This window comes from Pseudomonas sp. Sample_10 (assembly GCF_004321495.1).
Classification (GTDB): domain Bacteria; phylum Pseudomonadota; class Gammaproteobacteria; order Pseudomonadales; family Pseudomonadaceae; genus Aquipseudomonas.
This window is the reverse complement of sequence record NZ_RCOE01000266.1, coordinates 1-7,238: the sequence shown is the minus strand read 5'-3', so window position 1 is coordinate 7,238 and position 7,238 is coordinate 1. Positions and strand designations below refer to the sequence as shown.

Annotated in this window: 5 protein-coding genes; 1 reads left to right on the top strand and 4 read right to left on the bottom strand. The window is 60.6% G+C overall.

The window, feature by feature from the left end; all coding sequences use genetic code 11:
- Window positions 1-1,252 (bottom strand): phosphoenolpyruvate synthase (gene ppsA / locus D8U18_RS25495; RefSeq protein WP_131108869.1); only part of this gene is annotated, 1,252 nt, incomplete at its 3' end.
- A 174-nt stretch (window positions 1,253-1,426) separates the two neighbouring features.
- Here ppsA and D8U18_RS25490 point away from each other — a divergent pair.
- On the top strand, window positions 1,427-2,245 hold the full coding sequence (locus D8U18_RS25490) for a pyruvate, water dikinase regulatory protein (protein ID WP_056856958.1): 819 nt from the start codon (window positions 1,427-1,429) through the stop codon (window positions 2,243-2,245).
- A 119-nt stretch (window positions 2,246-2,364) separates the two neighbouring features.
- Here the strand turns inward: D8U18_RS25490 and prpD are convergent, their stop codons facing one another.
- From prpD to acnA, 3 genes are all read right to left on the bottom strand, one after another.
- Window positions 2,365-3,849 carry a 2-methylcitrate dehydratase gene (prpD, locus tag D8U18_RS25485; protein ID WP_131108867.1) on the bottom strand — a complete coding sequence of 495 codons (1,485 nt, stop codon included), beginning with the start codon at window positions 3,847-3,849 and terminating at the stop codon, window positions 2,365-2,367.
- Window positions 3,850-4,085: 236 nt separating this feature from the next.
- On the bottom strand, window positions 4,086-5,276 hold the full coding sequence (prpF, locus tag D8U18_RS25480) for a 2-methylaconitate cis-trans isomerase PrpF (RefSeq protein WP_130932326.1): 1,191 nt from the start codon (window positions 5,274-5,276) through the stop codon (window positions 4,086-4,088).
- A 67-nt stretch (window positions 5,277-5,343) separates the two neighbouring features.
- Window positions 5,344-7,238: aconitate hydratase AcnA (gene acnA, locus D8U18_RS25475; protein WP_131108865.1), on the bottom strand; the 1,895-nt coding region annotated here is incomplete at its 5' end.

The following is a 7,238-nucleotide window of genomic DNA, read 5'->3' as shown; positions in this document are numbered from 1 at the left end:
GGCAGGTACGGCCGCCACGGTTGGTGACGATGGCGCTGGCGCGCTTCATGACCGGTTCCCAGTCCGGGTCGGTCATGTCGGACACCAGTACGTCGCCTGGCTGGACCTTGTCCATCTCGGACACGTCCTTGATGATGCGGACCTTGCCGGCGCCGATGCGCTGACCGATGGCACGGCCCTCAACCAGCACGGTGCCGGTTTCTTTCAGCAGGTAACGCTCCATGACGTTGGCCTGGGTGCGGCTCTTCACGGTTTCCGGACGGGCCTGCACGATGTACAGCTTGCCGTCGTCACCATCCTTGGCCCATTCGATGTCCATCGGGCACTGGTAGTGCTTCTCGATGATCATCGCTTGCTTGGCCAGCTCGCTGACTTCAGCGTCGGTCAGGCAGAAACGTGCGCGGTCAGCCTTGTCGACATCGACGGTCTTGACCGAACGACCGGCCTTGGCCTCGTCGCCGTAGATCATCTTGATGGCCTTGCTGCCCAGGTTGCGGCGCAGGATCGCCGGACGACCGGCGGCCAGCGTGCCTTTGTGAACGTAGAACTCATCCGGGTTCACTGCGCCTTGCACCACGGTTTCACCCAGGCCGTAGGCGCCGGTGATGAACACCACGTCACGGAAGCCTGACTCGGTATCGAGGGTGAACATCACGCCGGCGGTGCCGGTTTCCGAGCGGACCATGCGCTGAACGCCGGCCGACAGGGCGACCAGTTTGTGGTCGAAGCCCTGGTGTACGCGGTAGGAAATGGCGCGGTCGTTGAACAGCGAAGCGAACACCTCTTTGGCGGCGCGAATGACGTTTTCGACACCACGGATGTTCAGGAAGGTTTCCTGCTGGCCGGCGAAGGACGCGTCCGGCAAGTCTTCGGCGGTAGCCGAAGAACGCACGGCCACGGCCATGTCAGGGTTGCCGGCGGACAGCGTGGCGAACGCGGTGCGGATTTCGGCGTTCAGCTTCTCAGGGAATTCGGCTTCCATGATCCATTGACGGATCTGGGCGCCGGTCTTGGCCAGGGCGTTCACGTCGTCGACGTCCAGGGCATCGAGCGCATCATGAATCTGCTGGTTCAGGCCGCTCAGTTCCAGGAAATCACGATATGCCTGAGCGGTCGTGGCGAAGCCACCGGGCACCGATACGCCGGCACCAGCAAGGTTGCTGATCATCTCGCCCAGGGATGCGTTCTTGCCCCCCACATGCTCTACATCATGGACGCCGAGCTTATCGAGGGAAACTACGTACTCTACCAAGGTGATCTCTCCACTAACTGTGTTGGAAAAGCTCAGAAACCGGCGGCCCGGGGGAGCCTTGGCCGGTTGTATGGCCTGGACCTGGAAAATAAGTGAGAATGCGGGCCAATGGCGGCCGGCAAATCGCGCCTATCATATCCAAGATTCGTCACTAGCTTAAGGCCCAAGGTGCAAATGAAACGATCTGCTTTCTTTATCTCCGATGGCACGGGCATTACCGCCGAAACCCTCGGCCAGAGCCTCCTGGCGCAGTTCGAAAACATTACCTTCAGCAAAGTCACGCGGCCGTACATCGACAACGTGGACAAAGCGCGGGCCATGGTACAACAAATCAACAAAGCCGCCGAAACCGACGGCTTTCGTCCGATTATCTTCGACACCATCGTCAATCAGGACATTCGTGAGATCCTCGCGACTTCCAATGGTTTCATGATCGACATTTTCTCGACGTTCCTGGCGCCGCTTGAACAGGAACTGACCGAGCATTCTTCCTACACCGTGGGCAAGTCCCACTCCATCGGCGCCAACACCAATTACATGGAGCGTATCGAGGCCGTTAACTTCGCCCTCGACAACGACGACGGCGCCCGCACGCACTATTACGACAAGGCCGACCTGATACTAGTGGGCGTGTCGCGATGTGGTAAGACGCCGACGTGCCTGTACATGGCGATGCAATTCGGCATCCGCGCGGCCAACTACCCGCTGACCGAAGACGACATGGAGCGCCTGCAACTGCCGTCCGCCCTGCGCGCCCACCAACACAAGCTGTTCGGCCTGACCATCGACCCGGACCGCCTCACCGCCATCCGCAACGAGCGCAAGCCCAACAGCCGTTATTCGAGCTACGCTCAGTGCGAGTTCGAAGTACGCGAGGTGGAAAACCTGTTTCGCCGCGAGAACATCCCGCACATCAATTCCACGCATTTTTCGGTGGAAGAAATCTCCGCGAAGATTCTCGTGGAGAAAGGCGTCGAGCGGCGGTTCAAGTAACTCTCGGTTGCCTGCTTCGGCCTCATCGCCAGCAGGCTGGCTCCCACATTGGTACTGCGGTGAACACAAAAACACTGTGGGAGCCAGCCTGCTGGCGATTGAACGATAACGCGCTCGCCCTAGATCACAAATAAATCCACAAACCGATTGACGGGCGTCGCCTCAAGCCGCGCCTGTTCCTTGCACAACTGAAAAATCTCTTCACTGCGCTGCCCGCTGAACCGTGTCAGCAAGTTCGCCCTGAACTTGTCCTCCAGCAACGGAATGCCTTCGACCCGGCGCCGACGATGGCCGATCGGGTACTCCACCACGACGTTCTCCGTGCTTGAACCATCCTTGAAAAACACCTGGACCGCGTTGGCAATGGAGCGCTTGTCGGCCTCCAGGTATTCACGGGTGAAACGCGGTTCCTCAACGATCACCATCTTGTCGCGCAACACATCGATGATCGGATGTGCCTTGTGGAAATCGTCTTCGTAATACTCGGCCACCAGCTTGCCGAAGGCCAACGGCACAGCGGTCATGTATTGGATGCAATGATCGCGGTCAGCGGCGTTGGCCAGCGGGCCGACCTTGGAAATGATGCGAATCGCCGATTCCTGGGTGGTGATCACGATCCTGTTGATTTCGTGCAGGCGATTGCGCACCTGCGGATGCAAGCTGACGGCTGCTTCACACGCCGTTTGCGCATGGAACTCGGCGGGGAAACTGATCTTGAACAACACGTTTTCCATCACATAACTGCCGTACGCCCGCGAGAAACTGAAGGCCCGTTTTTCCTCAGGCTTGAGCGCCAGATCGCTGTTGGTGTGGCTGAACAAAACGTCGTAAAAACCCCACTGCCTGGCACTCAGGACGCCTGGAATGCCCATCTCGCCGCGCATCGCCATGTCTGCCAGGCGTACGCCGCGACTCGACGCATCACCCGCCGCCCAGGATTTACGCGAACCGGCATTCGGCGCATGCCGGTAGGTACGCAGTGCCTGGCCGTCGGCAAAGGCGTGTGACAACGCCGACAACAACTGTTCGCGATTGGCCCCCATCAATTTGGCGGTGACCGCGGTGGAGGCGACTTTCACCAGAATGACGTGATCGAGACCGACACGGTTGAATGAGTTTTCCAGGGCGATTACGCCTTGAATCTCGTGGGCCAGGATCATCGATTCAAGCACAGTGCGTACGGTCAGCGGCGCTTCGCCATTGGCCAGGCGCTTTTGTGATAAATGATCAGCCACCGCAAGAATCCCGCCGAGGTTGTCCGACGGATGCCCCCATTCCGCCGCAAGCCAGGTGTCGTTGTAATCGAGCCAGCGCACGATGCAGCCGATATCCCACGCCGCCTTCACCGGATCGAGCCGATAACTGGTGCCCGGCACACGTGCACCGAACGGCACGACGGTGCCTTCAACCACAGGCCCCAGATGCTTGGTGCACTCGGGAAAACGCAAGGCCAGCAGACCGCAACCCAAGGTGTCGATCAGGCAGTTGCGGGCGGTATCCAGCGCTTCTTCGGATTCGATCTTGTAGTCGAGAACGTAATCGGCAATGTCCTGCAGGACCTTGTCGTACTCAGGGCGGTTGTTCAGGTCGACGTTGGCACTCATGTTCGATTCACTCTGCAAGTGGTTCGTTGATGGGACCTCGGTTCAGGGCTGACTTTTCTTTTTGTCGAAACGTGAACCTCTGTAGGAGCCAAGCTTGCTCGCGATAGCGGTGCATCAGGCAACACTGATGTTGAATGTTATGGCCTCATCGCGAGCAAGCTCGGCTCCTACAGGCGAAGGCGATCTTGCGGGCGCCTTCGCCGGCAAGCCTGGCTCCTACAGGGGATAGGATTTGGTCAGAAAGAATCGCCCGGCACGCGGACGAAGCCTTCCATCAACACCCGCGCACTGCGGCTCATGATCGCTTTGTTCACCGTCCATTCACCGTTGACCTGGCTGGCTTCGGCGCCGACACGCAAGGTGCCCGACGGATGACCGAAGCGCACCGCGTTGCGTTCGATACCGCCCGCCGCGAGGTTAACCAGGGTGCCGGTAATCGCTGCCGCCGTGCCAATGGCGACTGCCGCCGTGCCCATCATTGCGTGGTGCAGTTTGCCCATGGACAGCGCACGCACCAACAGGTCGACATCGCCTGCCGCAATCGCTTTGCCGCTGGACGAAACATAGTCCGCCGGCTTGGCCACGAAGGCCACTTTCGGCGTGTGCTGCCGCTTGGCCGCTTCGTCGACGTTGGCAATCAGGCCCATGCGCAGTGCGCCATAAGCGCGGATGGTTTCGAACATCAGCAAGGCTTTCGGATCACCGTTGATCGCGCCTTGCAGCTCGGTGCCCTTGTAGCCGATGTCTTCGGCGTTGACGAAAATCGTCGGGATGCCGGCGTTGATCATGGTCGCCTTGAACGTACCTACACCGGGTACTTCGAGGTCGTCCACCAGGTTGCCGGTAGGGAACATCGAACCGCCAGCGCCCTCTTCGTCCGCTGCCGGATCGAGGAATTCGATCTGCACTTCCGCCGCCGGAAAGGTCACGCCGTCGAGTTCGAAATCGCCGGTTTCCTGCACTTCACCATCGGTGATCGGCACATGAGCGATGATGGTCTTGCCGATGTTGGCCTGCCATACGCGAACCACGGCAACGCCGTTGTGCGGAATGCGGCTGGCATCGACCAGACCGTTGCTGACCGCGAACGAACCGACCGCTGCCGACAGGTTGCCGCAGTTGCCGCTCCAGTCCACGAATGGCTTGTCGATGGAGACTTGACCGAACAGGTAGTCGACATCGTGATCAGCCTTGGTGCTTTTCGACAGGATCACGGTTTTGCTGGTGCTGGAGGTGGCGCCGCCCATGCCGTCGATTTGCTTGTCGTACGGGTCGGGGCTGCCGATCACCCGCAGCAGCAACGCATCGCGGGCCGGGCCTGGAACCTGGGCCGCTTCAGGCAAATCCTTCAGGCTGAAAAACACGCCTTTGCTGGTGCCGCCGCGCATGTAGGTCGCGGGAATCTTGATTTGCGGTGCATGAGCCATGGTGTTGCTTACTCCTTAGCTTGAAAACGGACACGGGACTCAAAGTCCCGTGTCGGTACAGCCTGTGTTAGACGGCTACTGCCGACTCTTCGAGGAAGTCCTGGGCGAAGCGTTGCAACACGCCGCCCGCCTCGTAGATCGACACTTCTTCGGCGGTGTCCAGACGGCAAGTCACCGGCACATCGACGCGCTCGCCATTCTTGCGATGGATCACCAGCGTCAGCTCGGCGCGTGGCGTGCGATCGCCAATCACGTCATAGGTTTCGCTGCCGTCGATGGCCAGGGTGTGGCGGTTGGTGCCAGGCTTGAACTCCAGCGGCAACACGCCCATGCCCACCAGGTTGGTGCGGTGGATGCGCTCGAAACCTTCGGCGGCAATCGCTTCGACACCGGCCAGGCGCACGCCCTTCGCCGCCCAGTCACGGGACGAACCCTGACCGTAGTCGGCACCGGCAATGATGATCAGCGGCTGCTTGCGATCCATGTAGGTTTCAATCGCTTCCCACATGCGCATCACTTTGCCTTCCGGCTCGACGCGGGCCAGCGACCCCTGCTTGACCTTGCCGTTTTCCACAACCATTTCGTTGAACAGTTTCGGGTTGGCGAACGTGGCCCGCTGCGCGGTCAGGTGGTCGCCACGGTGCGTTGCGTAAGAGTTGAAGTCCTCCTCCGGCAGGCCCATTTTTGCCAGGTATTCGCCGGCGGCGCTGTCGAGCATGATGGCGTTGGAAGGCGACAGGTGATCGGTGGTGATGTTGTCTGGCAGCACCGCCAGCGGACGCATGCCCTTGAGCGGACGCGCGCCGGCCAGTGCGCCTTCCCAGTACGGCGGACGACGGATGTAGGTGCTCATTTCGCGCCACTCGTACAACGGCGCGACTTTCGGGCCGGTGTCTTCGTGGATGGCGAACATCGGGATGTAGACCTGGCGGAACTGTTCCGGCTTCACCGAGGCTTTCACCACGGCGTCGATTTCTTCGTCGCTCGGCCAGATATCCTTGAGGCGGATTTCCTTGCCGTCGACCACGCCCAGCACGTCCTTCTCGATGTCGAAACGGATGGTGCCGGCAATCGCATACGCAACCACCAACGGCGGCGAAGCGAGAAATGCCTGCTTGGCGTACGGGTGAATCCGACCGTCGAAGTTACGGTTGCCGGACAACACTGCCGTGGCGTACAGATCGCGATCGATGATCTCTTGCTGGATCACCGGGTCCAGTGCACCGGACATACCGTTGCAGGTGGTGCAAGCGAAGGCCACGACGCCAAACCCGAGTTGTTCCAGCTCATCGGTCAGGCCGGCTTCGTCGAGGTACAGGGCCACGGTTTTCGAACCCGGCGCCAGGGACGACTTGACCCACGGCTTGCGGGTCAAGCCGAGCTTGTTGGCGTTGCGCGCCAGCAAGCCAGCGGCGATCACGTTGCGCGGGTTACTGGTGTTGGTGCAGCTGGTGATGGCGGCGATGATCACCGCGCCGTCCGGCATCTGGCCTGGCACATCCTCCCATTTACCGGAGATGCCTTTGGCGGCCAGGTCCGACACCGCCACCCGGGCGTGCGGGTTGCTCGGGCCGGCCATGTTGCGCACCACCGAAGACAGATCGAAAGTCAGGCCGCGCTCATATTGCGCGCCTTTGAGGCTGTCGGCCCACAGGCCGGTGGTCTTGGCGTAGTTCTCGACCAACTGCACCTGCTCGTCTTCACGACCGGTGAGCTTGAGGTAGTCGATGGTCTGCTGGTCGATGTAGAACATCGCCGCCGTGGCGCCGTACTCCGGGGCCATGTTGGAGATGGTCGCGCGGTCGCCGAGGGTCAGCGCGGAAGCGCCTTCACCGAAGAACTCCAGCCAGGCACCGACCACTTTTTGCTTGCGCAGGAACTCGGTCAGCGCCAGCACCATATCGGTCGCGGTGATGCCCGGTTGCAGTTTGCCCGTGAGTTCGACGCCAACGCTTTCCGGCA

Coding starts and splice junctions, on each gene's coding strand:
- D8U18_RS25490 (WP_056856958.1), top strand. CDS start 1,427: ATGAAACGATCTGCTTTCTTTATCTCCGATGGCACGGGCATTACCGCC.
- prpD (WP_131108867.1), bottom strand. CDS start 3,849: ATGAGTGCCAACGTCGACCTGAACAACCGCCCTGAGTACGACAAGGTC.
- prpF (WP_130932326.1), bottom strand. CDS start 5,276: ATGGCTCATGCACCGCAAATCAAGATTCCCGCGACCTACATGCGCGGC.